At 72.9% G+C, this 26,987-nt stretch carries 22 protein-coding genes and 1 pseudogene; 21 read left to right on the plus strand and 2 right to left on the minus strand.

Features of this window, described 5'->3' with window-relative positions:
- Nucleotides 1–24: 24 nt before the first annotated feature.
- The 10 genes from AES38_RS07450 (at nt 25) to leuA (ending at nt 12,575) form a co-directional block, all read left to right on the plus strand.
- Nucleotides 25–381, plus strand: a complete 357-nt coding sequence (locus AES38_RS07450; protein ID WP_053774433.1) for an HIT domain-containing protein — start codon at nt 25–27, stop codon at nt 379–381.
- Entirely contained in the window at nt 368–1,423 is a 1,056-nt protein-coding gene (locus tag AES38_RS07455; protein ID WP_053774434.1) for a PhoH family protein, read from the plus strand. Before AES38_RS07450 ends, AES38_RS07455 begins: the two co-directional genes overlap by 14 nt.
- The gene (gene ybeY / locus AES38_RS07460) at nt 1,420–1,881 is read left to right on the plus strand and encodes an rRNA maturation RNase YbeY (protein ID WP_043669058.1); all 462 of its coding nucleotides are present in this window, start codon (nt 1,420–1,422) and stop codon (nt 1,879–1,881) included. The genes AES38_RS07455 and ybeY overlap by 4 nt, the downstream gene beginning before the upstream one ends.
- Before the next feature lie 10 nt (nt 1,882–1,891).
- Nucleotides 1,892–3,214, plus strand: coding sequence for a hemolysin family protein (locus tag AES38_RS07465; RefSeq protein ID WP_053774435.1), 1,323 nt, complete (start codon nt 1,892–1,894; stop codon nt 3,212–3,214).
- Nucleotides 3,207–4,262, plus strand: coding sequence for a GTPase Era (gene era / locus AES38_RS07470; RefSeq protein WP_174775891.1), 1,056 nt, complete (start codon nt 3,207–3,209; stop codon nt 4,260–4,262). Before AES38_RS07465 ends, era begins: the two co-directional genes overlap by 8 nt.
- Before the next feature lie 109 nt (nt 4,263–4,371).
- Nucleotides 4,372–5,883, plus strand: a complete 1,512-nt coding sequence (locus AES38_RS07475; RefSeq protein WP_053774436.1) for a sensor histidine kinase — start codon at nt 4,372–4,374, stop codon at nt 5,881–5,883.
- A gap of 53 nt (nt 5,884–5,936) precedes the next feature.
- Entirely contained in the window at nt 5,937–6,623 is a 687-nt protein-coding gene (locus tag AES38_RS07480) for a response regulator (protein WP_053774437.1), read from the plus strand.
- An 83-nt stretch (nt 6,624–6,706) separates the two neighbouring features.
- Nucleotides 6,707–8,122 (plus strand): alpha/beta hydrolase, encoded by a 1,416-nt coding sequence (locus tag AES38_RS07485; RefSeq protein WP_053774438.1) that lies wholly within the window; start codon nt 6,707–6,709, stop codon nt 8,120–8,122.
- Nucleotides 8,119–10,674, plus strand: coding sequence for a bifunctional lysylphosphatidylglycerol flippase/synthetase MprF (locus tag AES38_RS07490; RefSeq protein WP_053774439.1), 2,556 nt, complete (start codon nt 8,119–8,121; stop codon nt 10,672–10,674). The genes AES38_RS07485 and AES38_RS07490 overlap by 4 nt, the downstream gene beginning before the upstream one ends.
- A 134-nt stretch (nt 10,675–10,808) precedes the next feature.
- On the plus strand, nt 10,809–12,575 hold the full coding sequence (leuA, locus tag AES38_RS07495) for a 2-isopropylmalate synthase (RefSeq protein WP_053774440.1): 1,767 nt from the start codon (nt 10,809–10,811) through the stop codon (nt 12,573–12,575).
- 78 nt (nt 12,576–12,653) lie between these two features.
- Here the strand turns inward: leuA and AES38_RS07500 are convergent, their stop codons facing one another.
- Entirely contained in the window at nt 12,654–13,331 is a 678-nt protein-coding gene (locus tag AES38_RS07500) for a trimeric intracellular cation channel family protein (protein WP_053774441.1), read from the minus strand.
- Between the two features lie 85 nt (nt 13,332–13,416).
- On the opposite strand from AES38_RS07500, the pseudogene recO reads away from it, so the two are divergent.
- The 4 genes and pseudogenes from recO to AES38_RS07520 all read left to right on the plus strand — a co-directional run.
- Nucleotides 13,417–14,130, plus strand: a pseudogene (recO, locus tag AES38_RS07505) (DNA repair protein RecO); the annotation flags it as partial.
- Between the two features lie 200 nt (nt 14,131–14,330).
- The gene (locus AES38_RS07510; protein WP_053774443.1) at nt 14,331–15,197 is read left to right on the plus strand and encodes an isoprenyl transferase; all 867 of its coding nucleotides are present in this window, start codon (nt 14,331–14,333) and stop codon (nt 15,195–15,197) included.
- Nucleotides 15,198–15,206: 9 nt separating this feature from the next.
- A complete protein-coding gene (locus AES38_RS07515; RefSeq protein WP_053774444.1) occupies nt 15,207–16,316 on the plus strand; it encodes a Gfo/Idh/MocA family protein in 1,110 nt (369 codons plus the stop codon).
- 111 nt (nt 16,317–16,427) lie between these two features.
- Nucleotides 16,428–17,813 carry a glycine--tRNA ligase gene (locus tag AES38_RS07520; protein ID WP_053774445.1) on the plus strand — a complete coding sequence of 462 codons (1,386 nt, stop codon included), beginning with the start codon at nt 16,428–16,430 and terminating at the stop codon, nt 17,811–17,813.
- 51 nt (nt 17,814–17,864) lie between these two features.
- Here AES38_RS07520 and AES38_RS07525 read toward each other — a convergent pair whose 3' ends face one another.
- Nucleotides 17,865–18,398, minus strand: a complete 534-nt coding sequence (locus AES38_RS07525) for an aminoacyl-tRNA deacylase (RefSeq protein ID WP_053774446.1) — start codon at nt 18,396–18,398, stop codon at nt 17,865–17,867.
- Nucleotides 18,399–18,449: 51 nt separating this feature from the next.
- Here AES38_RS07525 and AES38_RS07530 point away from each other — a divergent pair, with 51 nt between their 5' ends.
- The 7 genes from AES38_RS07530 to AES38_RS07560 all read left to right on the plus strand — a co-directional run bounded on the left by AES38_RS07530 (nt 18,450) and on the right by AES38_RS07560 (nt 26,986).
- Nucleotides 18,450–19,172, plus strand: coding sequence for a DsbA family oxidoreductase (locus AES38_RS07530; RefSeq protein ID WP_053774447.1), 723 nt, complete (start codon nt 18,450–18,452; stop codon nt 19,170–19,172).
- Nucleotides 19,169–19,384 (plus strand): hypothetical protein, encoded by a 216-nt coding sequence (locus AES38_RS07535; protein ID WP_053774448.1) that lies wholly within the window; start codon nt 19,169–19,171, stop codon nt 19,382–19,384. Before AES38_RS07530 ends, AES38_RS07535 begins: the two co-directional genes overlap by 4 nt.
- A gap of 92 nt (nt 19,385–19,476) precedes the next feature.
- A complete protein-coding gene (dusB, locus tag AES38_RS07540) occupies nt 19,477–20,703 on the plus strand; it encodes a tRNA dihydrouridine synthase DusB (RefSeq protein WP_053774449.1) in 1,227 nt (408 codons plus the stop codon).
- Entirely contained in the window at nt 20,693–21,967 is a 1,275-nt protein-coding gene (locus AES38_RS07545) for a deoxyguanosinetriphosphate triphosphohydrolase (protein ID WP_167441203.1), read from the plus strand. The genes dusB and AES38_RS07545 overlap by 11 nt, the downstream gene beginning before the upstream one ends.
- A 61-nt stretch (nt 21,968–22,028) precedes the next feature.
- Nucleotides 22,029–23,933 carry a DNA primase gene (dnaG, locus tag AES38_RS07550; protein ID WP_053774451.1) on the plus strand — a complete coding sequence of 635 codons (1,905 nt, stop codon included), beginning with the start codon at nt 22,029–22,031 and terminating at the stop codon, nt 23,931–23,933.
- 167 nt (nt 23,934–24,100) lie between these two features.
- Nucleotides 24,101–25,753 (plus strand): ABC transporter substrate-binding protein, encoded by a 1,653-nt coding sequence (locus tag AES38_RS07555; RefSeq protein WP_053774452.1) that lies wholly within the window; start codon nt 24,101–24,103, stop codon nt 25,751–25,753.
- Nucleotides 25,754–25,894: 141 nt separating this feature from the next.
- Entirely contained in the window at nt 25,895–26,986 is a 1,092-nt protein-coding gene (locus AES38_RS07560; protein ID WP_081001863.1) for an ABC transporter permease, read from the plus strand.
- Nucleotide 26,987: the final 1 nt, after the last annotated feature.

The raw sequence follows: 26,987 nt of genomic DNA on the forward strand, positions 1-26,987 counted from the left end.
ACCCGTGCCGCGTAGGCTGGTCGCATGAGCGAGACCCGAGAGCCCACCGTCTTCGAGCGCATCGTCGCCCGGGAGATCCCGGCCCAGATCGTCGCGGAGACCGAGCGGGTCATCGCCTTCGAGGACATCGCGCCGAAGGCGCCCGTGCACGTGCTCGTGGTGCCCAGGACCGCCGCGTACCGCGACGTCGTGGAGCTCGCCGCGGGCGACGCGGCGCTCCTCGCGGAGGTCGTCGACGTCGCGTCGCGCATCGCGGCGGAGCGCGCGGGCGGGCAGTTCCGCCTGGTCTTCAACACGGGCGCGGACGCGGGACAGACGGTCTTCCACGTGCACGCGCACGTGCTCGGCGGCTTCGGCCCGGGGGACCATGTCGGGCTCTGACCCGCGGGGCGGCGCGTCCGCGCAGGCGGACGACGACCGCGTCGAGCAGACGGCCACGATGGACGGCGTGCTCATGGTGCGCCTCCTCGGGCCGCAGGACCGGCTGCTCCGGCAGATCGAGCGCGAGCACCCGGACGTCGACGTCCGGGTCCGCGGGAACGAGATCACGCTCGTCGGGACCCGGGGCCGCGTCGCCGCGGCGCGCCGGCTCATCGACGAGGTCGTGGCGATGGTGGAGGACGGACAGCACGTGGAGCCCCAGGAGATCGAGACGAGCGCGAGGCGGCTCGGCGAGGACGACGCGCGGACCCTGTCCGACGTGCTGAGCGAGGCCATCGTGCAGTCGCGCGGCCGCACGGTCCGGCCGAAGACCGAGGGCCAGAAGCGGTACGTGCAGGCGATCGACGAGAGCACGATCGTGTTCGGCATCGGCCCCGCGGGCACCGGAAAGACCTACCTCGCCATGGCGAAGGCCGTCCAGGCGCTGCAGCGCAAGGAGGTCGAGCGGATCATCCTCACGCGCCCGGCCGTCGAGGCGGGGGAGCGGCTCGGCTACCTGCCGGGCTCCCTCACCGACAAGATCGACCCGTACCTCCGGCCGCTGTTCGACGCGCTCAACGAGATGATGGACCCGGAGCTCGTCCCGAAGCTCATGGCGTCCAACACCATCGAGGTCGCCCCGCTCGCCTACATGCGCGGACGCACGCTCAACAACGCGTTCGTCGTGCTCGACGAGGCGCAGAACACCACGCCCGAGCAGATGAAGATGTTCCTCACCCGCCTCGGCTTCGGCTCGAAGATGGTGGTCACGGGCGACATCACGCAGGTCGACCTGCCCACCGGATCGAGCGGCCTCCAGCTCGTCACGCGCGTGCTCGACGGCATGGACGACATCCACTTCTCCCGCCTCACGAGCGACGACGTCGTGCGGCACACCCTGGTCGGCCGCATCGTGGACGCGTACACGCGCTACGACGCGGAGCGCCAGGCCGCCGACCACCTCCGCGCCGAGCGCCGCACCGCCCCAGGGAGCACCCGATGAGCATCGAGATCAACAACGAGTCCGCGATCGAGGTGGACGAGCCGCTCATCCAGCGCCTCGCGACCTACGCGCTCGACACCCTCCACGTCCACCCCGACGCCGAGCTCGCCATCGTGATGGTGGACGAGGGCGCGATGGAGCAGCTGCACGTGCAGTGGATGGACGAGCCGGGCCCCACCGACGTCCTCAGCTTCCCCATGGACGAGCTGCGCCCCGGCACCGAGGACCGGCCGACCCCCGCCGGGCTGCTCGGCGACATCGTCGTGTGCCCGCAGGTCGCGGCCGAGCAGGCGGTGACGGCGGGGCACTCGACGATGGAGGAGATCCTGCTGCTCACCGCGCACGGGATCCTGCACCTGCTCGGGTTCGACCACGCCGAGCCCGACGAGGAGCGCGAGATGTTCGGGCTCCAGCGCGACATCCTGATCGGGTTCGCCATGAGCGAGCGCGGGCGCTGACCCGCAGCCGATGCTCGCCCTCCTCGTCCCCGCCTTCCTCCTGGTCGTCCTCGGCGGCCTCTTCGCCGCATCCGAGGCGGCCATCTCCTCGCTCTCCCGCGCCGACATCCAGGAGCTCGCGCTCACCTCGCGCGCCCGGCGGTCGATGCTCGCCATCTCGACCGACGCCGGCGCGTACGTCAACTCGCTGAGCTTCGTCCGCATCATCGCGGAGACGAGCGCCGCCGTGCTGGTCACCTTGGCGCTCGCCTACACGATCGCCGAGTGGTGGATCACGCTGCTCGTGGCCGCCGCGATCATGACGGCCGTGTCCTTCGTGCTCGTCGGGGCCAGCCCGCGCTCGGTGGGCCGCGTGCACGCGCGACCGCTGCTCGTGTGGACGGCGCTCATGGTGCGGGTGATCCGCGTCGCCATCGGCCCGATCGCCGACGCCCTCGTCGCGCTCGGCAACCGCGTCACGCCCGGCCGCCCCAAGACCGTCGCCACGTTCACCAGCGAGGAGCAGCTGCTCAGCATGGTCGACGAGGCCACCGAGCTCGAGGTGCTCGAGGAGGACGACCGGGAGCTCATCCACTCCATCTTCGAGTTCAACGACACGGTGGTGCGCGAGGTGATGATCCCGCGCACCGACATGGTCGTGGTCGAGCAGACCTCCCACGTCGGATCCGCGTTCGGGCTGTTCCTCTCGCGCGGCATCTCGCGGGCGCCGGTCACGGGCCGCGACTCGGACGAGATCGAGGGCGTCCTGTACCTCCGCGACCTCGCGCGCATGGTGTACGAGCGGCCCGAGGAGGCGGAGCGCACCACGGTCGACCAGCTCGCGCGCCCCGCGGTCTTCGTCCCCGAGTCGCAGAAGGCCGACGCGCTCCTCCGGCAGATGCAGCTCGAGTCCAACCACCTCGCGATGGTGGTGGACGAGTACGGCGGCATCGCCGGGCTCGTCACGCTCGAGGACCTCATCGAGGAGCTCGTGGGCGACATCAGCGACGAGTACGACCGCGACGTGCCCGAGTACGAGGACCTGGGCGACGGCGTGTACCGTGTGAGCGCCCGGCTGCCGATCGACGAGCTGGGCGACCTGTTCGGGCTCGAGCTCGACGACGACGACGTGGACAGCGCCGGCGGCCTCCTCGCCAAGACGCTGGGGCGCCTGCCCGAGCGCGGATCCGTGGTCCGCGTCGGCGGGCTCGTCCTCACGGCCGACCGGGTCGAGGGGCGCCGCACGCGCATCAGCACGATCCTCGTCGAGCGCGACCGCGCGGACGACGAAGACGACGACCACGAGGCTGCCCCCGCGGGCGCCGCCGCCAACAGAGGACACGACCATGACTGATCCCCGGGACGACGACCCGACGACCGAGCCCGCGACGGTGGACGACGCGACGGCGGAGGACGCGACCTCGTCCGCGCCCGCGCCGCTCTCCGACGAGGCCTGGGGCATCGACCGCGACGCCGAGCCGGCGAGGCCCACGCGCAAGCCGCGTGGCGGGGCCCCGGCGTACCGGGCCGGCTTCGTCTCGTTCGTCGGCCGGCCGAACGTCGGCAAGTCGACGCTCACCAACGCGCTCGTGGGCGAGAAGGTCGCCATCACGAGCTCCAAGCCGCAGACGACGCGCAAGGCCATCCGCGGGATCGTGCACCGGCCCGACGGGCAGCTCATCCTCGTGGACACCCCGGGCATCCACCGGCCGCGCACGCTCCTCGGCGAACGGCTCAACTCGCTCGTGCAGACGACGCTCGGCGACGTCGACGTCATCGGCCTGTGCATCCCCGCGGACGAGCGCATCGGCCCGGGCGACCGCTTCATCAACGAGCAGCTCGACGAGTACCCGCGCGCCCGCAAGATCGCCATCGTCACCAAGACCGACTCCGCGTCCCGGCACGCGGTCGCCGAGCAGCTGCTCGCCGTGCAGGAGCTGCGCGACTGGGACGCCATCGTCCCCGTCTCGGCGGTGGAGGCCCACCAGCTCGACGCGCTCGTGGGCGAGCTCCTGAAGGCGCTGCCCATCTCCGAGCAGCTCTACCCCGACGACGCCGTCACCGAGGAGGGGCTCGAGGCGCGCATCTCCGAGCTCATCCGCGAGGCCGCGCTCGAGGGCGTGCAGGACGAGCTCCCGCACTCGCTCGCCGTCACGATCGACGACATGATCGAGCGGGAGGACAAGGAGCTCCTCGAGATCTACGCGAACCTCTTCGTCGAGCGGGACAGCCAGAAGGGCATCGTCATCGGAGCCCAGGGGTCCCGGCTCAAGCACGTGGGCCAGGTGGCGCGCGCGCAGATCGAGCCGCTCGTCGGGAAGCGCGTTTTCCTGTCGCTGCGCGTGAAGATCGCCAAGGACTGGCAGCGCGACCCGAAGCTGCTCGGCCGCCTCGGGTTCTGACCCGCCGGGCCGCCCGTCCGTACATCGCGCGGATGAGATCGGGCCGCCTCCGCGGGGATCCTCGGCCGGCAGCGGCCTGCGGCCGACGCGCGGCACGTACGGTGGTCCCATGCTGCGCCGGATCCCGAGGTACCAGGTCGTCCTCGACGTCGTCCTCGCGGTCGCTTTCGTCGCCCTGCTGGCGCCCGGCTCCATCGGCGTCGCGGCCGCCAGCGCGTTCGGGATCTTCTCGTTCACGACCTCCGAGGTCTCGCTGGTCCTCGTGCTCGTCATGGGCGCGGCGCTGGCCGTCCGACGGATGGCGCCCGGGCTGTCGCTCGCGATCGCCTGGGCCGGCGCGATCGTGCAGATGGGCGCGGGGGCCAGCGTCGAGCCCGGCGACATCGCGATCGCGGGCGTCGTCTACTGCAGCGCCGCCTACGGCGGCCGCGTCACCCGCGCCCTCGGCCTCGCGTCCGCCGTCGTCGGCGGCGTGGTCGCGGCGCTCTACCTCTCGTACGCGGCGGGCCGCGTCCCCGTCGGCCGCCTCGCGTTCAGCACGGGGGAGTGGGCCGACTTCGCCACCCTGTTCCTCTTCCTCCTCCTCTGCGCGTGGAGCGTGCTCCTCGCCTCCTGGACCGCGGGCCGCCTGGTCGTCGCCTCCCGGGCGTCGCACGAGAGCCGGGACGCCCAGGAGGCGGCCGAGCGGGACCAGGCGCGGGCGCTCCACGACGTGGTCGTCGAGCAGGAGCGCAACCGCATCGCGCGCGACATGCACGACGTGGTCGCGCACTCGCTCGCCGTCGTCATCGCGCAGGCCGACGGCGCCCGCTACGCCCGCATGGTGGATCCGGACGCCGCCGACCAGGCGCTCCGCACCATCTCCACGACCGCCCGGCAGGCGCTCGGCGACGTGCGCATCCTCCTCGCGCAGCTCCGCCACAGCGAGGACGACACCCCGCAGCCGGAGCTCAAGGAGCTGAGCGACCTGATCGACCAGATGCGCTCCACGGGCCTCGCCGTCGAGTTCGTCGAGACCGGGCGGCCCGGCGAGTTCGGCACCGGCCAGCAGCTCGCCGTCTACCGGATCGTGCAGGAGGCGCTCACCAACGCGCTCCGGCACGGCGACGTCGGCCACCCCGTGGAGGTCGAGCTGGCGTGGGAGCCCGACGGCGCGTCCGTGTCCGTGCGGAGCCGCACGCTCCCGGACCCGGTGCGTCCCGCGCGCACGACCACCGGCATCATCGCGCTGCCCGTGCTGCCGCCCGCTCCGACGCCGCCCGCGCAGCCCGTCGGGCACGGCCTCGCCGGCATGCGCGAGCGCGCCACCCTCTCGGGCGGCCGGTTCTCGGCCGGCGTGCGCGACGGCGTCTGGACCGTCTCCGCCTGGATCCCGTTCGCCCCCGCCACGCGCCCCGTGCCGCGCGTCCCCGTCGCCGGCGCGGGCGTGGCGCCGGGCACGGACGCCCGCAGCCGCCCGCTCACCCTCGACGAGCTGTTCCCGCCCGAGGCCGCGGCCGCCGGCACCGCGACCCCCGGGGCGCCCATGCCGCCGGTCAGCCCGCACCGCACGGCCGCCGCGCGCGGCGCGGCGGCGGCGGCGGCGCGACGCGCCCGTGACGACCGGCCCGCCGGATCCTGAACCCGCGCCCCCCGCGATACGCTCCCAGCGCCCATCCCGACCGAAGGACCCCCGTGCCGACACCTCCCATCCGCGTCGCCCTGGTCGACGACCAGGCCCTGTTCCGCACGGGCGTCCGCATGCTCATCTCCTCCCAGCCCGACCTCGAGTTCGCGGGGGAGGCGGCCAACGGCGAGGAGGCCGTGGCGCTCGCGCGGCAGGAGCGCCCGGACGTCATCCTCATGGACATCCGCATGCCCGTGATGGACGGGATCCAGTCCACCGCCGAGGTGCTCCGCGCCGCCGACGCCCGCGGCGAACGGCCGCCCCGCGTCCTCGTGCTCACCACCTTCGACCTCGACGAGAGCGCCGCGCGGGCGATCCGCGCGGGCGCGAGCGGCTTCGTGCTGAAGGACGCCGACCCCGAGTTCCTGCTCGCCGCGATCCGCACCGTGCACGCCGGCAACAGCGTCATCGCCGCCTCGGCGACGCGGCAGCTCCTCGAGCACTTCGACCCGGGCTCGCGTCCGCGCGTCGCCCCGCCCGCGTTCGCCGCGCTCACCTCGCGGGAGCGGGAGATCTTCGTCCTCGCCGCCCGCGGGCTCAGCAACGCCGAGATCGCGCAGGCCGAGTTCCTCAGCGAGGCGACGGTGAAGACGCACGTGAGCCGGATCCTCGCGAAGCTCAGCCTCCGCGACCGGGTGCAGCTCGTGGTCTTCGCCTTCGAGCACCGGCTGAACGGGTCCCAGCCCCAGGGCTAGCCGCTCCCGGCCGGGCCCCGGTCCGACCGGGAGCGGCGTGCGTTACATTCGATCGCCGTCCCTTCCGCACCAGAGGACCTCCCGTGCTCCACGATCTCGCCGACCTCCCCATCATCTCGGCCTCCTTCGTCACCGCTGCGACGGTCGCGCCGCTGGTGATCCTCGTGCTCCTCGGCGTGATCGCCCGTCGTGCCCGCATCCGCACCGGGGCGAGCGCGGGCGCGCCCCGCACGGAGGTCGTCGCCCTCCTGGTCGGCGCCGTCGTCGGCGGGCTCGCGGGTCTCGCGCTCGCGTGGGTGCTGGGCGACCTCCTCCACCTCTTCGGGGTGATCCTGTCGGTGCCCACGCGCGCCTGGACGGCGTTCGGGGGCCTCGGGCTCGGGCTCGTGGTCGTGACGGTCGTGCGCAGCCGACGAGCCGTCACGGGTGTCGGGGGTCGCACGGCGCCGCCGCGACGCCTGCGGGTCCTGCACACCGTGCTCGCGGTCCTCGTCGCGCCGCTCGTGGTCTTCGCCTCCGCGGTCGGCATCAACGCCGACCTGCAGGAGTTCCCCAACATCGCGGCCGCCTTCGGGATATCCCGCATCAGCCCGCTCGACGTCTCGTCCCTGCCCGCGCCCGAAGCCGAGGCCGGGGCCCCGGGCGGCGACGCGGATCCGGACTCCGTCGCGCCCGTCGAGGAGACGTGGACGGCCGGGGAGAACCTGCCTCCGCGAGGCCGGGTCGGCAGCGTCACGATCCCCGGCACCAGCTCCGGCTTCCCGGCGCGCGACGCCCTCGTCTACCTCCCGCCGGCCGCGCTCGTCGCGGACGCCCCCGAGCTGCCCGTCGTGGTCGCCATGTCCGGTCAGCCGGGATCGCCGCTCGACCTCATCGCGTCGGGGCGCATCGCCACGGTCCTCGACCGCTACGCCGCCGCGCACGGCGGACTCGCTCCCATCGTCGTGATCCCCGACCAGCTCGGCGCCCAGGACGCCAACCCCATGTGCGTCGACTCGCCCCTGGGGAACACGGCCACCTACCTCACGGCGGACGTCCCGAGCTGGATCACGGCGAACCTGCGGGTGCTCACGGGCCCGCGGCACTGGGCGATCCTGGGCTTCTCCCAGGGCGGGACCTGCGCCGCCCAGATCGGCGCGGCGCATCCGGAGCTCTTCGGAACGCTCGTCGACATCTCCGGCGAGGTCGCGCCCTCACGCGGCGGCGACACCGTGGCGACGGCGTTCGGCGGATCCCAGGCCCAGTACGCCGCCGCCTTCCCCGCGGCCATCATGGAGGCCCGCGCCCCGTACGCCGACAGCGCGGCCTTCTTCTGCGTGGGCGAGGACGACCAGCAGTACCGTCCCGAGGTGGAGCAGGTCGAGGCCGCGGCGAAGGCCGCGGGCATGTCCACCCGGATGAGCACGGCCGAGGGACGCGCCCACGACTGGGGAGCCGTGAACATGTGCGTGCAGGACGCCCTCCCGGACCTCGGCCAGCGCCTGGGCCTCACCCGATGACGCCGCGCCCCCGGTTCCTCACCGCCTCCGGAGCGGCCCGCGCCCTGCTCACGCGGCTCGTGGCGCAGCCGGTGACCCTCGGCATCGCGGGCGTCATCCTGCTGCTCGCCGTGCTGCCCGCCGTCTCGGCCGTCTGGCGCCGGGTCGTCCACCACGAGCTGGCCACGGGCTACGTGGCCGTGGTCGAGCGCGGCCACTGGTGGACCACCGCGACGGCCGCGTTCCTCACCGACGGCCCGGTCGAGCTCGTCGTCTCCCTGGTCGCCGTGCTGGTGCTCGTGGGCGTCGCGGAGCGGCTGATGGGCTGGTGGCGCACCCTCGTCGGCTTCGTGCTCACCGGCACGGTCGGCTCGCTCCTCGGCATCGCCGTGCAGGCGCAGGGCCTCGTCGACGGCGAGCTGTGGTCGCACGGCGTGCGCGGCATCGCGACGGCGGATCCGCTCACCGCCGTGGCCGGCGTGCTCGCCCTCTCGAGCGCGTGGGCGGGCGTGCTGTGGCGGCGGCGGATCCGCGTGGTGCTCGTCGTCGTGGTGCTCGTGTTCCTGCTGTACTCGGGCCAGCCGTCCGACCTCTACCGCCTGCTCGCGATCCTGCTCGGCGGCGTCGCGGGCAGCATCCTGCACCGGCCGGCCGCGGGCGCGCGCTGGCAGCGCAGCTCCCACCACGAGGTCCGCGTCATCCTCGCCGCCGTCGTCGCGATCCTCGGTACCGGCCCGGTCATCGCCCTGCTGTCCCGCAGCCGCTACGGCCCGCTCGCGCCCATCGCGCTGCTCTTCGTCGACGACCGGGTGCCCGGCGACGCGATCTCCACCCGGTGCCTCTCGAGCGACTTCACGCACGACTGCCTGCAGGAGATCATGCTGGCGCGCATCGGCGGCGGGGTCGGCCCGATCCTGCTCTCGGTCGCGCCGCTGCTCGCGCTGCTCGTCGCCGCGTACGGCCTGTCCCGCGGGCGCCGCTTCGCCGTGTGGCTCGCCGTGAGCGTCAACCTCCTCCTGGCGGTCCTCTCGGCGTACGCGTTCGGGATGCTGGTGCACCGCGACATGATCTCGCCCCGGCTGCAGGCGTCGCCGTCCGCCCACCCCGAGGCGGTGGCCGCGCTCGTCGCGTCGGTGATGCTCCCGCTCGGCAGCGCGATCGTGCTCGTGCTGCTGCGGCGGCACTTCACGATCCTGTCCACCCGGCGGGCGATCCGTCGCTTCCTCACGACCACGGGCATCGCCCTCGCCGGGCTCATGGCGCTGTTCATCGCGACCGGCCTCGCGCTCGCCCACGGCTTCACGCGCACCGTCGACCTCAACGACCTCGTGGCCGAGGCCCCGGACCGCTTCATCCCCGCGTCGTTCCTGCGCGGCGAGTCGCTCGACTTCCTGCCGACGGATCCGATCACGGACGTCGTCTACCGCGGGGTGGGCCCGGCCTTCTGGATCATCCTCGTGATCGCGAGCCTCCGCGCCATCGCCGACGTCCGCATGGCCGCCGTGCCCCGCGCGCAGGCGCGCGTCATGCCGGCCCTCCGCCGCGGCGCGATCGGCTCCCTCTCGCACATGGCGACCTGGCCCGGCAACTCCTACTGGATCGCCGCCGACGGCCGCACGGTCATCGCGTACCGGGTGGTCGGCAGCGTCGCCATCACCACGGCGGCGCCGCTCGGCCCGCCGGACGAGGAGGGCGCCCTCCGCGACGTGCTCGCCCAGTTCGCGCGCTTCGCCGACGACAACGGCTGGACCCCCGTCTTCTACAGCGTCCCCGCGTCCCTGGCGCCGCTCTTCCACGACATGGGCTGGGAGACGCTCGTCGTCGCCGAGGAGACGATCGTCCGTCCCGGCACCTGGCAGACCACGGGCAAGAAGTGGCAGGACGTGCGCACCTCCATCAACCGCGCCGACCGCGCGGGGATCCGGGCGGAGTGGACCACGTGGGCCGAGCTGCCGCTGGCCTGGGCGAGCCAGATCGAGCAGATGTCCGAGCAGTGGGTCGCGGAGAAGGAGCTGCCCGAGATGGGCTTCACCCTCGGCGGCGTCGAGGAGCTGCGCGACCCGCAGGTGCGCCTCATGCTCGCGGTCGACGCGGACGACCACGTGCAGGCCGCCACGAGCTGGCTGCCCACGTGGCGCGACGGCGAGGTGGTCGGCTGGACGCTCGACTTCATGCGCCGCCGGCCCGACGGCATCAACGGCGTGATGGAGTTCCTCATCGCGCGCTCGGCCATGCGGATGAAGGAGGACGGCATCGAGTTCATGAGCCTCTCCGCCGCCCCGCTCGCGCAGACCCGGGCCGCGTCGCCGAAGGGCGAGCAGCCGGACGCACCGGAGCGGCAGGAGAGCGCCGTCGAGCGCATCCTCGAGTTCCTGGCCGACTCGCTGGAGCCCGTCTACGGCTTCCGCTCGCTGCTGGAGTTCAAGCGCAAGTTCCAGCCGGAGCTCGTGCCGCTGATCATGGCCTACCCGGACGCGACCGCCCTGCCGACCGTGGGCCTCGCCCTCACGCGCGCGTACCTGCCGTCCACGTCCGTGCGCGACCTGACGCGCGTGCTCCGCTCGGCGCGCTGACCGGGCGGTCGCGGTGTACCGTGGTGGCATGCAGTCCGGCCGCCTCCTCCTTAGTCGCCGCGGCGAGGCCTGATCCGGCCCTCCTCGTCGCGGAGTCCCGTCACGGCTGACCCGACATCGATGAGGAGACGACCATGAAGAGCACGCAGACCCCCAGCGGGATGCCGATCCACAAGTACCGCCCGTTCCACGAGCAGATCGCCGTGGACCTCCCGGACCGCACCTGGCCCGCCCGCCGGATCACCGAGGCCCCGCGCTGGTGCGCGGTCGACCTCCGCGACGGCAACCAGGCGCTCATCGACCCGATGAGCCCCGAGCGCAAGCGGATCATGTTCGACCTGCTGGTGCGCATGGGCTACAAGGAGATCGAGGTCGGCTTCCCGTCGGCCAGCCAGACCGACTTCGACTTCGTGCGCAGCCTCATCGAAGAGGGCGCGATCCCGGACGACGTGACGATCCAGGTCCTCACCCAGGCGCGCGAGCACCTCATCGCCCGCACCTACGAGTCGCTGCGTGGCGCCAAGCAGGCGATCGTCCACCTCTACAACTCCACGAGCGTGCTGCAGCGGGACGTCGTGTTCCGCACCGACAAGCAGGGGATCATCGACATCGCGCTCGAGGGCGCCCGCCTCTGCAAGCGGTACGAGGAGACGATCCCCGACGTGGACGTCTTCTACGAGTACTCGCCCGAGAGCTACACGGGCACCGAGCTCGAGTTCGCGGCCGAGATCTGCAACCGCGTCATCGAGGTGCTGGACCCCAGCCCCGAGCGCAAGGTCATCATCAACCTGCCCGCGACCGTCGAGATGGCGACGCCGAACGTGTACGCCGACTCCATCGAGTGGATGTGCCGCCACCTCGACCGCCGCGACGAGGTCATCGTCTCGCTGCACCCGCACAACGACCGGGGCACCGCCGTGGCCGCCGCCGAGCTCGGCTACCTGGCCGGCGCCGACCGCATCGAGGGGTGCCTCTTCGGCAACGGCGAGCGGACCGGCAACGTCGACCTCGTCGCCCTCGGCATCAACCTGTTCACGCAGGGCATCGACCCCGAGATCGACTTCAGCGACCTCGACGGGATCAAGCGCACGGCCGAGCACTGCAACCAGCTGGCCGTCCCGGAGCGGAGCCCGTGGGCGGGCGACCTCGTCTACACGGCGTTCAGCGGATCCCACCAGGACGCCATCAAGAAGGGCTTCGAGGCCATGGCCGCGGACGCCGCCGCGCAGGGCGTCACGGTCGACGAGATCCCGTGGGCCGTTCCCTACCTGCCGGTGGACCCGCAGGACCTCGGCCGCTCCTACGAGGCCGTCATCCGCGTCAACTCGCAGTCCGGCAAGGGCGGCGTCGCCTACCTGCTGAAGGCCGACCACTCGCTCGACCTGCCGCGCCGCCTGCAGATCGAGTTCTCCGGCGTCGTGCAGGCCAAGACCGACGCCGAGGGCGGCGAGGTCACGAGCGCGCAGATCTGGTCGATCTTCCAGGACGAGTACCTGCCCGCCCCGCTCGACCGCGCCGAGGAGAAGTGGGGCCGGTTCGAGCTCACCTCCACGCGCACCTCCAGCGACATGGGCGGATCCGTGTCGCTCGAGGTGCAGCTGCGCGACGGCGAGGAGGTGCGCGACGCGCACGCGTCCGGCAACGGGCCCATCGCCGCGTTCCTGCAGGTGCTCGCCGACCAGGGCGTCGACGTGCGCCTCCTCGACTACGTCGAGCACGCGCTCAGCGCGAGCGGCGACGCGCTGGCCGCGTCGTACGTGGAGCTCGAGGTGGAGGGCGTGCGGCTCTGGGGCGTCGGCATCGACGAGGACAGCTCCACGGCGTCGCTCGAGGCGATCGTCTCGGGCGTCAACCGGGCCATCCGCCGCACCGTGCGGGAGCCGGAGCTGGCCGCGGTCTGATCCGCGGGGCAGGACCACGACGACGGCCGGGCGGCGACACCCGGCCGACGTCGTGCCCGGGCACGTGGAGCTGCGGGATCAGCGACGCGGGCGCGGCCGGCGCAGCGCCGTGAAGCGCAGGCGGCTGAGCGCGCGCTGCTCGGGCAGGCTCCAGCCGAAGCGCACGGCGAGCAGGCGCGTCGTCGCCGTGACGGCGACGCAGACGATGGCGGCGATCCACATGGGCACGCCGAACGCGGCCAGCGCGACGACGATGATCGCGCCCACGGCGGCCGCGACCGCGTAGAGCGAGCCCACGTGCATCATCGCGATGGGCAGGTTGAGGAGCAGGTCGCGGACGAACGAGCCGCCCACCGCGGAGACGACGCCGATGAAGACCGCCGGCACCTCCGGCACCCCGGCCGCCATGGCCTTCGACGTGCCGATGGCGCAGAACAGGCCGATGGTGAGCGCGTCGAGCACCGTGATGACGACGTCGAGGCGCGTGAAGAGCCGCTCGAGGAGCATGCCGCCGAGCGCCGCGGCGACCGCCACGAGCATGAGCCAGTTGCTGGACAGCGCGGCCGGCGTGACGTTGAGGAACACGTCGCGGAGGAGCCCGCCGCCGAGCCCGGTGGCCGTGCCGATGATGGCGATGCCCAGCAGGTCGAGGCGGCGGTCGCGGAAGCCCGCCGCGAACATGGCGCCCTGGAGGCTGCCGATGCTGACCGCCAGGAGGTCCGCCCACAGCGGGATGGTGAGGGGGACGGGATCCATGGCCTCCCCTTGATAGCACAGCGGCGACCGCGAGCCGGGCGCGGCGGCGCAGGGGGACACGCGTCGCGGGGCGGATAATCGACGGGTGCCCCTCTACCGTGACGAGATCGTCGTCCTGCGCACCCACAAGCTGGGCGAGGCGGACCGGATCGTCACGATGCTCTCCCGGCAGCACGGCAAGATCCGGGCCGTGGCGAAGGGCGTGCGGCGCACGCAGTCGAAGTTCGGCGCGCGCCTCGAGCCGTTCATGGTCGCCGACGCCCAGTTCTTCGAGGGCCGGACCCTCGACATCATCACGCAGGCCGAGTCGATCGCCTCCTACGGCGCCCTCATCGCCACCGACTACGGCAGCTACACCGCGGCCAGCGCCATGGTCGAGACGGCCGACCGCGTCACCGAGGACGAGGGCTCGCTCCAGCAGTACCTCCTGCTCGTCGGCGCGCTCCGCTCGCTCAGCCGGCGCGAGCACGGGGCCAGCCTCACGCTCGACTCGTACCTGCTGCGGAGCCTGTCGATGGCGGGCTGGGCGCCGAGCTTCCAGGACTGCGCCGTGACGGGCGCGCCGGGCCCGCACTCCGCGTTCGTCGTGCAGCTCGGGGGCGTGGTCGCGGACGCCGCCGCGCCGCCCGGATCCCCGCGGCTCGACCCCGACACGCTCGCGCTCCTCTCGGCCCTCCTCACGGGCGACTGGCGGCACGCGGAGGCCGCGACGCTGCGGTCGCAGGCGCGCGCCAGCGGCGTCGTCGCCGCGTACGCGCAGTGGCACCTCGACCGGGGGATCCGCTCGCTCGGCCTCGTGGACCGCAGCGACGCCCGCCAGCTCCTGCCGCCCACCGAGCAGCCCGTGCCGCTCGACGCGCCCGACCTCGACGGCGCCGACCCGGATCCCGCCGCCGCCCTCGCCGCGGCGACCGCGTCCGTCGTCCGCGCGACGCCCCGTGACGCGGACCCCGCGCCCGACCGCCCCGCCGACCGCCCCCGAGCACAGGAGACGACCCGATGAGCCGACGCCCCGAGGTCCCCGGACGCACCGACCTGCCGCTCGACTGGACGGGGGAGCAGCCGCCCGCCATCCCCGCCGACCTCGTGCCGAAGCACATCGCGGTCGTGATGGACGGCAACGGCCGGTGGGCGAACCAGCGCGGCCTGCCGCGCACCGCCGGCCACCAGGCGGGGGAGGAGGCGTGGTTCGACACCGTCGCCGGCGCCGTGCAGCTCGGCGCCACGCACCTGTCGGTCTACGCGTTCTCGACCGAGAACTGGAAGCGCTCGCCCGCCGAGGTGCGGTTCCTCATGGGCTTCAACCGCGACGTGATCCACCGCCGCCGCGACCAGCTGGACGCCTGGAACGTGCGGATCCGCTGGGCCGGCCGCCGCCCGCGCCTCTGGCGCAGCGTCATCGACGACCTGCGGGTCGCGGAGGAGATGACCAAGGACAACACCGGGATGACGCTCACGATGTGCATCAACTACGGGGGGCGCACGGAGATCGGGGACGCCGTCAAGCGCATCGCCGAGGACGTGGACGCGGGGCGGCTCAAGGCGTCGCGCATCGACGAGCGCACGATCCAGCGCTACCTCTACCTGCCGGACGTGCCGGACGTCGACCTCTTCATCCGCAGCTCAGGCGAGCAGCGGACGAGCAACTTCCTGCTCTGGCAGTCGGCCTACGCGGAGATGGTGTTCCTCGACCGGCTGTGGCCCGACTTCCGCCGGAAGGACCTGTGGGACGCCGTCGAGAGCTACGTGCACCGCGACCGGCGCTTCGGCGGGGCGGTCGACGCGCACGCGACGGGCGGCGACGAGGGGTCCGCGGAGGACCCGGAGGCCGACGTCGAGGGCGACCGCGACCCGGCCGCTCAGTAGCATCGGGACGTGAGCACACCCGAGACCGCGCCCCGTCCCTCCTCCGCCGACGCACCGACCGAGGGAGCCGACGCGCCGATCCGCGTCGGGATCGTCGGCTACGGCCTCGCCGGCCGCGTCTTCCACGCGCCGTTCCTCGAGGCGAGCCCGGAGTACCAGGTCGCGCTCGTCGCCACCTCGGACCCCGACCGCGCGGCCCTCGTGCGCGAGCGGCACCCCGGCGCCGACGTCGTCGCCTCCGCCGACGAGCTCTTCGCCCGCTCCGCCGAGCTCGACATGGTCGTCATCGCCTCGCCCGCGTCCGCCCACCTCCGCCAGGGGCTGCAGGCGCTCGACGCGCACCTCGCCGTCGTCATGGACAAGCCGTTCGTCGCGACCGTCGACGAGGCGCTCATGCTCATCGAGCGCGCCGAGGCGCTCGGGATCCCCTTCTCCGTCTTCCAGAACCGGCGCCTCGACGGCGACTTCCTCACCGTGAAGGCGCTCATCGCGTCCGGGCGGCTCGGCGAGGTCCACCGCTTCGAGTCGACCTTCGAGCGCTGGGGCGGACCCGTGCGCGACCGCTGGCAGGACCGCGAGACCCCGGCGGAGGCCGCCGGCATCTCCTACGACCTCGGCAGCCACCTCATCGACCAGGCGCTCGAGCTGTTCGGACCCGTCGCCGACTTCGCGGCCGAGCTCGCGACCGTGCGGGAGGGATCCGCGAGCGACGACGACGCCTTCTACTCGCTGCTGCACGAGTCGGGCGTGCAGTCGCACATCACCGTCAGCCGCGTGGCCGCCCTCGCCGGCCCGCGCTTCCGGGTGCTCGGCACCGCGGGCGCGTACGCGGTGCACGGGCTCGACCCGCAGGAGCCGCTCCTCAAGGAGGGCGCGTCGCCCGTCGACCCCGGCTTCGGGGAGGCGCCCGAGGCGGACTGGGGCACGCTGGTCGAGGCCGCGGGCGACGCGGCGGGGGAGCGGATCCCCACCGAGCGCGGCCGCTACGCCGACTACTACGCCGCGATGGCCGACGCCGTGCGCGGCCGCGGCCCCGTGCCCGTCGAGCCGCGCGACTCCCTCGAGACCGTCCGCATCGTCGAGCTGGCGCACCGCCGCACCGCGGGCGACGAGGACTGACCGGACCCGCCCGTAGACTGGGGGCCGCCTTTCCCCGGCGACGCCGGCATCCCGCCGGCCGGTCGCCGTCCGCCGACCGGGCACCCAGTCCGGCCCCACCTAGGAGCAAACGTGGCAACCCCCTCGCGTCTCGACCCGGTCATCAACCTCGCCAAGCGGCGCGGCTTCGTCTTCCAGGCGGGTGAGATCTACGGCGGCTCGCGCTCCGCGTGGGACTACGGGCCGCTCGGCGTGGCGCTGAAGGAGAACATCAAGCGCCAGTGGTGGCAGACCATGGTCAACGGCCGCGACGACGTCGTGGGCCTCGACTCCTCGGTCATCCTGCCCCGCCGCGTGTGGGAGGCCTCCGGCCACGTCGAGGTCTTCAGCGACCCGCTCGTCGAGTCCCTGCACACGCACAAGCGCTACCGCGCCGACCACCTCCTCGAGGCGTACGAGGCCAAGCACGGCCACCCGCCCGTCAACGGCCTCGCCGACGTCAACGACCCCGACACGGGCCAGCCCGGATCGTGGACCGAGCCGCAGAACTTCTCCGGCCTCCTCAAGACCTTCCTCGGCCCCGTCGACAACCAGGAGGGCATGCACTACCTCCGCCCCGAGACGGCGCAGGGCATCTTCGTCAACTTCGCCAACGTCCTGAGCGCGGCCCGCCAGAAGCCGCCGTTCGGCATCGGCCAGATCGGCAAGAGCTTCCGCAACGAGATCACGCCGCAGAACTGGATCTTCCGCACGCGCGAGTTCGAGCAGATGGAGATGGAGTTCTTCGTCGAGCCCGGCACGGACGCCGAGTGGCACCAGTACTGGATCGATGCGCGCTACGCCTGGTACACCGACCTCGGCATCGACCCCGAGAACCTGCGCCTGTTCGAGCACCCGGCCGAGAAGCTCTCGCACTACTCGACCCGAACGGTCGACATCGAGTACCGCTTCGGCTTCACGGGCGGCGCGTGGGGCGAGCTCGAGGGCATCGCGAACCGCACCGACTACGACCTGCGCACGCACTCCGAGGCGTCCGGCCAGGACCTCTCCTACTTCGACCAGACGAAGAACGAGCGGTGGATCCCGTACGTCATCGAGCCCGCGGCCGGCCTCACCCGGTCGATGATGGCGTTCCTCGTCGACGCGTACCACGAGGACGAGGCGCCGAACGCGAAGGGCGGCGTCGACAAGCGCACGGTCCTCCGCCTCGACCGCCGCCTCGCGCCCGTGAAGGTCGCCGTGCTGCCGCTGTCGCGCAACGAGAGGCTGTCGCCTGTCGCGCGCGAGCTCGCCGCGGAGCTCCGCAAGGTCTGGAACATCGAGTTCGACGACGCGGGCGCCATCGGCCGCCGCTACCGCCGCCAGGACGAGATCGGCACGCCGTTCTGCGTCACGGTCGACTTCGACACGCTCGACGACCGCGCCGTCACGGTGCGCGAGCGCGACACCATGGCGCAGGAGCGCATCCCGCTGGACGACCTCATGGGGTACCTCGCGGGGCAGCTCGTCGGGGCCTGATCCGCTCCGCGCACGACCGGTCCGCCGTCCCCGACCCCGCCTCGCGCGGGATCAGGGGCGGCGGATCGTCAGCTCGTCGGTGATGTCGCCGACCGTCGCGCCGAGCCCGGCCACGAGCGCGTCCGCGTCCACGAGCGCCGAGACGCCGTGCTCGCCGCCGCCCATGCCGATCCGCCGGCCGACGATCCGCTCGTCGGCGTAGACGGGCAGGTCGCCCCGGGCGCCGAGCGGCGTGATGGTGCCGCGCTCGTACCCGGTCGCCTCGAGCGCCACCTCGGCCGCGGGCATCGACAGCTTGTTGACGCCCACGATGCCGCGCAGCTTCGCCCAGCTGATCTGCCGGTCGCCCGGCACGAGCGCGATGAGCAGCGCCCCGTCGTGGCGCTTCACCACGAGCGACTTCACGAGGTGCGAGGGCGCGATGCCGAGGCCCGCCGCGGCCTCCTCCAGCGACGAGGCGTCCGGGCGGTCGACGACCTCCACGTCGATCCCGAGGCGCGCCGCGTGGGCGAGCACGCGGTGGCGTCCGCGGGGCAGGGCGTCGTCGGATCCGGAGGGGACGGGGGAGGGGGAGCTGTCGGCCATGCTCGGGCAACACCGCGGGAATGCCCGGCCTTCCCGACCGGTTGACCACGCGTGACCGACTCCTCCGCCCCCGCCCTGCCCGCCCTCCGCGTCGACGTCTGGTCGGACATCGCGTGCCCGTGGTGCTACGTCGGCAAGCGCCGCTTCGAGGCCGGCGCGCGGGCCTTCGCCGAGCGGACGCCCGGTGCTCCCGGGATCGCGATCACGTACCGCTCCTTCGAGCTCGCCCCCGACACCCCGGTCGACTTCCAGGGCACCGAGGTCGACTTCCTCGCCGGTCACAAGGGCATCCCCGCCGAGCGCGTCCGCACGATGCTGGCGGACATGACGTCGCTCGCCGCCGCCGAGGGCCTCGCCTACGACTACGACGCGCTGCAGCACACGAACACGGTGCTCGCCCACGAGCTGCTGCACCACGCGCGCGAGCGCGGGCTCCAGCTCGAGATGGCGGAGCGGCTCCTCGCGGCGTACTTCACCGAGGGGCGCCACGTCGGCCGCGTGCCGGACCTGGTGGACCTCGCGGTCGAGGTCGGCCTCGACGCCGACGAGGTGCGCGAGGCCCTCGCGTCGCACCGACACCTCGAGGACGTGCGCGCCGACCAGGCCCAGGCGGTCGCGTACGGCATCCAGGGCGTCCCGTTCTTCGTGATCGACGAGCGATTCGGCATCTCCGGCGCGCAGGATCCGTCCGTCTTCGCGTCCGCCCTGGGCGAGGCCCTCGCGGCGCGCGACGGCGACACCGTGCGCGTGGTGTCCGAGGAGGCCGCGCGATGAGCGCCGCCCCCGCCACGGGCGCCCTGCCGGTGACGCCCCTGCTCGCCATGCGCGGATCCGCCGACGCCGCCGCGTGCGACGGCGACGCGTGCCTCGTGCCCGGTCCGACCGCGGACGCGGCCGACGCCCTCCCGGACGTCGACCCCGAGGGCTCCGCCGCGGAGGACCTGGCGCTCCTGCGCGACGCCATCGACTCCGGACGAGCCATCTGACCGTCCCTCCCCAGGCGCGCGCCGGTCGCCGATCGCGCGCCTCCCGCCCCGCGTCCGCCGCCCGCCGTCCCGTCTGGGAGAATCGAGCCGTCATGTCCTCTCCGACCCTCGCCCCCGTCCCCTCCGCGGCCGACGCGCCCGGCGGGCCCGCGCCCGCCGCCGAGCCCGCGCTCCGCATCGGCGGCATCCCGCTCGACGTGCCCGTGGTGCTCGCGCCCATGGCCGGCATCACCAACACCGCCTTCCGACGCCTCTGCCGCGAGTTCGGCGCCGGCCTCTACGTCAGCGAAATGATCACGAGCCGCGCCCTCGTCGAGCGCACGCCCGAGTCCATGCGGCTCATCACGCACCACCCGTCGGAGAGGGTGCGCTCCATCCAGCTCTACGGGGTCGACCCGAAGACCGTGCGCGAGGCCGTCACCATGCTCGTCGCGGAGGACCGCGCCGACCACATCGACCTCAACTTCGGCTGCCCCGTGCCCAAGGTCACCCGCAAGGGCGGGGGAGCGGCGCTGCCGTGGAAGCTCGGGCTCTTCACCGACATCGTCGAGGGCGCCGTCAAGGCCGCGGGCGACGTGCCGCTCACGGTCAAGATGCGCAAGGGCATCGACGCCGACCACCTCACCTACCTCGAGGCCGGCCGCGCCGCCGAGGCCGCGGGCGTCGCGTCCATCGCGTTGCACGCGCGCACGGCCGCCGACTACTACAGCGGGCACGCCGACTGGTCGGCCATCGCGAAGCTGAAGCAGACCATCACGAGCGTGCCGGTGCTCGGCAACGGCGACATCTGGGCCGCGGAGGACGCCATCCGGATGATGGACGAGACCGGCGCCGACGGCGTGGTCGTCGGCCGCGGCTGCCTCGGCCGCCCGTGGCTCTTCGGCGACCTCGCGGCCGCCTTCCACGCGCGCGCCGCCGGGCGGGATCCCCTCGACACGCCCCGCGCGCACCCGACGCAGGGGCAGGTGGCCGACACCTTCCGCCGCCACGTCGAGCTCCTCGCCGAGTTCTTCGAGAGCGAGGAGCGCGGCTGCCGCGATGCGCGCAAGCACGTCGCCTGGTACTTCAAGGGCTACCCCGTGGGCGGCGACCTGCGGGCGGCGCTCGCCTCGGTCTCGTCGCTCGCCGAGCTGGACGCGCTGCTCGCCACCCTCGACCGCGACCAGCCCTACCCGGGCGCCGGCGCCGAGGGCGCGCGGGGCCGCCAGGGCAGCATGAAGCGCACGGCGCTCCCGGACCGGTGGCTGGAGAGCCGCGACATCGACGCGCAGGATGCGATGGACATCGCGGACGGGGAGATCCACAACAGTGGCGGCTGAGGGCACGACGACGAGGTCCACGTACAGCGAGACCGACGCCGAGCGCTGGTACCCGGAGCAGCACTCCTCCCGCCGCAGCGACTTCGCGCGCGACCGCGCCCGGCTCCTGCACTCCAGCGCGCTCCGTCGCCTGGCCGCGAAGACGCAGGTGCTCAGCCCCATGGCCGGCCTCGACTTCGCGCGCAACCGCCTCACGCACTCCCTCGAGGTGGCGCAGGTCGGCCGCGAGCTCGCCTCGAGCCTCGACCTCGACCCCGACGTGGTCGACACCGCGTGCCTCGCGCACGACATCGGCCACCCGCCCTTCGGCCACAACGGCGAGCGGGCGCTCAACGACTGGGCCGCTGACATCGGCGGCTTCGAGGGCAACGCGCAGACGCTGCGCCTCCTCACCCGTCTCGAGCCCAAGGTCATCGGGCCGGAGGGGCGCCCCTACGGCCTGAACCTCACGCGTGCCAGCCTCGACGCGAGCTGCAAGTACCCGTGGCCGAGCTCGCAGTCGGTGCCCGATCCCTCCGGCCGCGGCAAGTTCGGCTTCTACGACGACGACGTGGCCGCCTTCGCGTGGCTCCGCGAGGGCGCGCCCACGGGACGCCGCTGCATCGAGGCCGAGGTCATGGACCTCAGCGACGACATCGCCTACTCCGTGCACGACTTCGAGGACGCCATCGTCGGCGGCTACGTCGACGTGCGCGCGCTCGGCGCCCGGGTCGACCACGAGGAGCTCGTCGACTCGATGGTCGCGTGGATCGGCGGGGCTCACTCGCACGAGGAGCTCATCCAGGCGTTCGACCGGCTCGACTCGCTCGACGTCTGGGTCGACGAGTACGACGGCGGCCGCGGCGCGCAGGCGGCGCTGAAGGACCTCACGAGCCAGCTCATCGGCCGGTTCGCGGGCGCCGCCACGCAGCTCACGCGCGCCACGCACACCGACCGCAGCCTCATCCGCTTCGGCGCGCACGTGGTCGTCCCGCGCGCCATCCAGGCCGAGATCGCGGTGCTCAAGGGCATCGTCGCGGCCTTCGTCATGTCGAAGAACACGCGCCAGCCCATCTACGCGCGGCAGCGCGAGGTGCTCGCGGGCCTCGCCGATGCGCTGCACGCGCGCGGCGCCGACGAGCTCGACCCCGGCTTCGCGGGCGACTGGCGCGAGGCCGCGGACGACGGCGCACGCAAGCGCGTCATCGTCGACCAGGTCGCCAGCCTCACCGACCAGTCGGCCATCGCCTGGTACGAGCGCCTGTGCGCCCGGCCCGTCTTCTGACGCCCGCGCGCGGCGCTCGACGACCCGGGACCGGGCCGGACGCCGGACGTAGGATGAGCCAATGGCCCTGATCCGCAAGAGCGACATCGACGAGGTGCGCTCCCGGGTCAACCTGGGCGACGTGGTGGGGGAGTACGTCACCCTCAAGTCCGCCGGCGTCGGATCCCTGAAGGGCCTCTGCCCCTTCCACGACGAGCGCACGCCGAGCTTCCACGTGCGGCCGCAGGTCGGCTTCTACCACTGCTTCGGCTGCGGCGAGGGCGGCGACGTCTACACGTTCCTGCAGCGCATGGACCACGTGACCTTCGCGGAGGCCGTGGAGCGCATGGCGCAGCGCATCGGCTACCAGCTGCACTACGAGGACGGCCAGGCCGCCACCGACCAGGGCAACCGCTCGCGGCTGCTCGGCGCCAACGAGGCGGCGGCGGAGTTCTTCGTGGAGCAGCTCGGGTCCGAGGAGGCCGAGATCGGCCGCACCTTCCTCGGGGAGCGCGGCTTCGACCAGGGCGCGGCGCAGCGCTTCGGCGTCGGCTTCGCCCCGCAGAGCTGGGACGCGCTCGCCACGCACCTGAAGGCCAAGGGCTACACCGAGGCCGAGCTCGTGACCGCGGGCCTCCTCAGCCAGGGTGACCGCGGCGCGTACGACCGCTTCCGCGGCCGGCTGGTGTGGCCCATCCGCGACCTCACGGGCGCCACCGTCGGCTTCGGCGCGCGCCGCCTCCGCGACGACGACAAGGGCCCCAAGTACCTCAACACCCCCGAGACGCCCGTCTACCACAAGAGCTCCGTGCTCTACGGGCTCGACCTCGCCAAGCGCGACGTGAGCCGCGGCCGCCAGGTCGTCGTGGTCGAGGGCTACACCGACGTCATGGCCTGCCACCTCGCCGGCGTCACGACCGCCGTCGCGACCTGCGGCACGTCGTTCGGCGTGGACCACATCAAGGTGCTCCGCCGCGTGCTCGGCGACGACAGCGGGCTCGGCGAGGTCGTCTTCACCTTCGACCCCGACGCGGCAGGCCAGAAGGCCGCCATGCGCGCGTTCTCCGAGGAGCGCCGCTTCGCCGCCCAGACCTACGTGGCCGTCGGCCCCGAGGGGCTCGATCCCTGCGACCTGCGGCTCACGCGCGGCGACGACGCCGTGCGCCGCATGATCCAGGGCAAGAAGCCCATGTTCGAGTTCGCGATCAAGCAGATCCTCGCGGACCACGACCTCGACACCGTCGAGGGCCGCGTTGCCGCGCTCCGGGCCGCGGCGCCCGTGGTCGCCGACATCCGCGACCCGTCGCTGCGCCCCGGATACGCGCGCGAGCTGGCCGGCTGGCTGGGCATGGACCTCACGGAGGTCGGCCGCGCCGTCCAGACCGCGGGCCGCTCGACGCCGGCCGACGGCGCCGACCGCTCCGGCGGGACCCCCTCCGGCCGCGGCTCCGGGCAGCACGGCGGCGGGTACGGCCGCGACGAGGACGGCCCCGTCGTCGAGAGCTCGCGCTCCATGTCGCTCATGGACCTGCCTACCGACCTCGCGACGCGCCTCGAGCGCGACGCCCTCATGGCCATGCTGCAGCACCCGGATCTCGTCGGGAACGACCTCGTCATGCGCGCGGCGCAGGTGACCTTCGTCAACGAGAGCCTCGCGGTCGTCCGCGACGGCGTCATCGGGAGCATGGACGCGCTCGGCGGCGCCGACTGGCTGAGCCGCGTGGCGCTCGAGGTGCCCGAGTCGTTCGCGACGCTCGTCAAGCAGCTGGGGGTCGCGCCGCTCCCGAACCGGGGCGACGTCGACAAGCTCGCGATCTACGTGAAGGGCGTCACCGCCGAGCTCGTGGGACGCGACCTGCTGCGTCGGAAGGCCGACCTGATCGGTCGGCTGCAGCGCACCGACGCGACGCACGAACGCGAGCGCTACCAGGAGATCCAGCGCGAGCTGATGCAGGTCGAGGCCGAGCGCCGCGCGTTGCGAGAATGACGCGGGATCCGCCCGGCGGCATTGTTTCGGTCATGTGAAGAACGGCGGGCGCGCGTCACCGGGGTCGGGACTGCTGTTTCCCGTGTGTTAGAAATCATTCACAGCACAGCGTCCGTGTCTCTCGATGCACGGGCGCGAACCCCCTTCATGAAAGAGGCACTCGGAACATGACGTCCGCATCCCCCCGGCGCTCACGCGTCCTGCTCGCCACGGCCGGGTTCTCCGCCGCGGCCCTCGTCCTCGCCGGCTGCTCCGGCGGATCCGGCGACCCGCTCGCCGACGGCGGCTCCGGCGGCGGCTCGGTCATCGTCGGCACCACCGACAAGGTCCTGTCGCTCGACCCCGCCGGCTCCTACGACAACGGGTCGTTCGCGGTGCAGAACCAGGTCTACCCGTTCCTGTTCAACAGCCCCTACGGCAGCCCGGACGTCGAGCCCGACCTCGCGACCAAGGGCGAGTACACGTCGCCGAACGAGTTCACGGTCACGCTCAAGCCCGACCTGAAGTTCGCCAACGGGCACGCGCTCACCGCCAGCGACGTCAAGTACACCTTCGACCGCACCATGACCATCGCGGCCAACGGCGCGGACAACGGCAACGGCCCGTCGTCGCTGCTCGCCAACGTCGAGAGCGTCGCCGCCCCCGACGACACCACGGTCGTCTTCACGCTGAAGACCGCCGACGACCAGACCTTCGAGCAGGTGCTCTCCAGCCCCGCCGGCCCCATCGTCGACGAGGAGGTGTTCCCCGCGGACGCCCTCGCCGACCCGGCCGACATCGTCGCGGCGAACGCCTTCGCGGGCCAGTACGTCATCACCGACTTCCAGCTCAACCAGCTCATCGCGTACGCGCCCAACAAGGACTACGCCGGCGTGCTGCCCAAGGCGGCCAACGAGGGCGTGACGGCGAAGTACTACGCCGACGAGACCACGATGAAGCTCGCCGTGCAGAACGGCGAGATCGACGTCGCGGGCCGCTCGCTCGGCGCCACCGACATCGCCGACCTCAAGAAGGACGAGAAGGTCAAGGTCATCGAGGGACCCGGCGGCGAGATCCGCTACATCACCTTCAACCTGAACACGCAGCCCTTCGGCAAGACCACGGGCGACGCCGACGAGGCGAAGGCCCTGGCCGTGCGCCAGGCGGCCGCCGACCTCATCGACCGCGAGGAGCTCTCCGACGCGGTCTACAACGGCACCTACACGCCGCTCTTCTCCTACGTGGCGGACGGCCTGTCCGGCGCGAACGAGTCGCTCAAGGGCATGTACGGCGACGGCGACGGCAAGCCCGACGCCGACAAGGCCGCGAAGGCGCTCTCCGACGCCGGCGTGCAGACGCCCGTCCAGCTCGACCTCCAGTTCAACCCGGACCACTACGGCGCCGGCTCGGACGACGAGTACGCGCTCGTCAAGCAGCAGCTCGAGAAGACGGGCCTGTTCCAGGTCAACCTGCAGTCGACCCTGTGGGACCAGTACAGCAAGGCGCGCGTCAACGACGAGTACCCGGCGTACCAGCTCGGCTGGTTCCCCGACTACTCGGACGCGGACAACTACCTCACGCCGTTCTTCTCCCCGCAGAGCTTCGTGAAGAACCACTACGAGGACGCCGAGGTCGCCGACCTCATCACCCAGCAGCTGTCCGAGGCCGACGCCACCAAGCGCGCCGAGCTCATCGGCCAGATCCAGGACGAGGTCGCCGCCGACCTGCCGACGCTGCCCCTGCTCCAGGGCTCGCAGGTCGCGGTCGCCGGCCAGGGCGTGGAGGGCGTGACGCTCGACGCGTCGTTCAAGTTCCGCTACGCGCCGATCACCAAGGGCTGATCCCGCCCGGAGGGCCGTCAGCGGACTGACGGCCCTCCTCACGATGGGGCGCTCCGCCACCCGCGGAGCGCCCCATCCCCCTGTCACCCCTCCGTGCCACCCGGCACGGCCCGGACGACGAAACGAAAGGCCCACCCGCTCGTGACAGTCCTACCCGACGCAGTGCCCGCGTCCGCGCCCCCCGGTGCGCAGCCCAAGGCCCGGAAGCAGGGGATCGGGCTCGGCCAGTACATCCTCATCCGCGCCGTGCTCATCATCCCGACGGTCTTCATCCTCGTCACGCTGGTCTTCTTCCTCATGCGCATCGTGGGCGACCCGATCTCCGCGGCCGTCGGCGACCGGCTCACCCCGGAGCAGCTGCAGGAGCGGCTCGCGACGGCGGGCTTCGACCGGCCGATCATCGTGCAGTACCTCGAGTACCTCGGCCAGATCGCGACGGGCAACTTCGGACGCTCGCTCACCGACAACCGGCTGATCAGCGACATCCTGCTGCAGTACGGCTCGGCCACGCTCGAGCTCGTCATCTACTCGCTCGTCGTCGCCTTCCTCATCGGCATCCCGCTCGGCCTCGTCGCCGCCTACTACAAGGACCGCACGCCGGACGCGGTGCTCCGCATCCTCGCGATCCTCGCCTACGCGACGCCCGTCTTCTTCGCGGGCCTGCTGCTGAAGCTCGTCTTCTCCGTCTGGCTGGGGATCCTGCCGCTGTCCGGCCGCGCCGACACGCGCGTCTCGGTCGCGCTGGGTCGCCTCGAGGACCCGACCGGCATCTACCTCATCGACGCGCTCCGCCTGGGCAGCCCCACCGCGGTGGGCGACGTGCTCCAGCACGCCGTGCTCCCCGCGCTCGCGCTCGGGCTCCTGACGGCCGGCATCTTCCTGCGCCTCGTCCGCACGAACGTCATCTCCACGCTCGGCACCGAGTACGTGGACGCGGCGCGCTCGCGCGGCGTGGGCGAGTTCCGCCTCACCACGCGGCACGCGCTGAAGCCCGCGCTCATCCCCATCATCACGGTGGTCGGCCTGCAGATCGCGGTGATGCTCGGCGGCGCCGTGCTCACCGAGACGACGTTCGAGTGGCGGGGCCTCGGCTTCCAGCTCGCGCAGTACCTGGCCTCGCGCGACTTCGTGGCGGTGCAGGGCATCGTCGCGCTGCTCGCCGTGATCGTGGCCGTGACCAACTTCATCGTCGACGTCGTCGCGGCGCTCATCGACCCGCGAGTGAGGTACTGAC

It is taken from the genome of Clavibacter capsici (assembly GCF_001280205.1).
In the GTDB taxonomy this organism is placed as follows: Bacteria; Actinomycetota; Actinomycetes; order Actinomycetales; family Microbacteriaceae; genus Clavibacter; species Clavibacter capsici.

Coding starts and splice junctions, on each gene's coding strand:
- AES38_RS07475 (WP_053774436.1), top strand. CDS start 4,372: ATGCTGCGCCGGATCCCGAGGTACCAGGTCGTCCTCGACGTCGTCCTC.
- AES38_RS07535 (WP_053774448.1), top strand. CDS start 19,169: ATGAGCGCCGCCCCCGCCACGGGCGCCCTGCCGGTGACGCCCCTGCTC.
- AES38_RS07490 (WP_053774439.1), top strand. CDS start 8,119: ATGACGCCGCGCCCCCGGTTCCTCACCGCCTCCGGAGCGGCCCGCGCC.
- era (WP_174775891.1), top strand. CDS start 3,207: ATGACTGATCCCCGGGACGACGACCCGACGACCGAGCCCGCGACGGTG.
- ybeY (WP_043669058.1), top strand. CDS start 1,420: ATGAGCATCGAGATCAACAACGAGTCCGCGATCGAGGTGGACGAGCCG.
- dusB (WP_053774449.1), top strand. CDS start 19,477: ATGTCCTCTCCGACCCTCGCCCCCGTCCCCTCCGCGGCCGACGCGCCC.
- AES38_RS07510 (WP_053774443.1), top strand. CDS start 14,331: ATGAGCCGACGCCCCGAGGTCCCCGGACGCACCGACCTGCCGCTCGAC.
- dnaG (WP_053774451.1), top strand. CDS start 22,029: ATGGCCCTGATCCGCAAGAGCGACATCGACGAGGTGCGCTCCCGGGTC.
- AES38_RS07555 (WP_053774452.1), top strand. CDS start 24,101: ATGACGTCCGCATCCCCCCGGCGCTCACGCGTCCTGCTCGCCACGGCC.
- AES38_RS07525 (WP_053774446.1), bottom strand. CDS start 18,398: ATGGCCGACAGCTCCCCCTCCCCCGTCCCCTCCGGATCCGACGACGCC.
- leuA (WP_053774440.1), top strand. CDS start 10,809: ATGAAGAGCACGCAGACCCCCAGCGGGATGCCGATCCACAAGTACCGC.
- AES38_RS07465 (WP_053774435.1), top strand. CDS start 1,892: ATGCTCGCCCTCCTCGTCCCCGCCTTCCTCCTGGTCGTCCTCGGCGGC.
- AES38_RS07455 (WP_053774434.1), top strand. CDS start 368: ATGTCGGGCTCTGACCCGCGGGGCGGCGCGTCCGCGCAGGCGGACGAC.
- AES38_RS07500 (WP_053774441.1), bottom strand. CDS start 13,331: ATGGATCCCGTCCCCCTCACCATCCCGCTGTGGGCGGACCTCCTGGCG.
- AES38_RS07450 (WP_053774433.1), top strand. CDS start 25: ATGAGCGAGACCCGAGAGCCCACCGTCTTCGAGCGCATCGTCGCCCGG.